This window comes from Paraburkholderia sp. SIMBA_054 (assembly GCF_046534875.1).
Classification (GTDB): Bacteria; Pseudomonadota; Gammaproteobacteria; order Burkholderiales; family Burkholderiaceae; genus Paraburkholderia; species Paraburkholderia hospita.
The window spans coordinates 1-386 of sequence record NZ_JAWRXV010000313.1 but is presented as its reverse complement, the minus strand read 5'-3'; the positions used below and the strand labels follow the sequence as shown (position 1 = coordinate 386).

Below are 386 nucleotides of genomic sequence, written 5' to 3'. Positions count from 1 at the left end.
GCCTGGGTTCGCTCCGCCAGCGGCGCGCCCTGCGCTCTGTCCTCTGCGGTAAAGATCACATCGATTGGCTGCCCCAGAACTTCGGATTCCGCGTAGCCGAAGATATTCTGGGCGCCCCTGTTCCAGCTCACAATCGCGCCATCGAGATCCTGCACGATGATCGCGTAGTCGTCGGTGGTCAGCGCAGCGAACTTCAGACGCTCTTCGCTGCCGCGCGCCGACTGCTCCGCCTGCCGTCGCTTGGTGATGTCGATCAGCGTCAGCACCGCGCCATCGATGCGGTCGTCAAGTGTCCGGTATGGCAAGATCCGCGCGATGTACCATTCGCCGTCGTTCGTGCAGACTTCCCGCTCGGTCGTCTTGAGCGACTCGAACGCCGCTGTTGC

At 63.2% G+C, this 386-nt stretch carries 1 protein-coding gene; it reads right to left on the bottom strand.

Annotation, left to right across the window (positions count from 1 at the left end):
* Nucleotides 1–266, bottom strand: a 266-nt coding sequence (locus SB822_RS55265; RefSeq protein WP_410858867.1) for a PAS domain S-box protein, incomplete at its 3' end; no start/stop codon positions are given.
* Nucleotides 267–386: the final 120 nt, after the last annotated feature.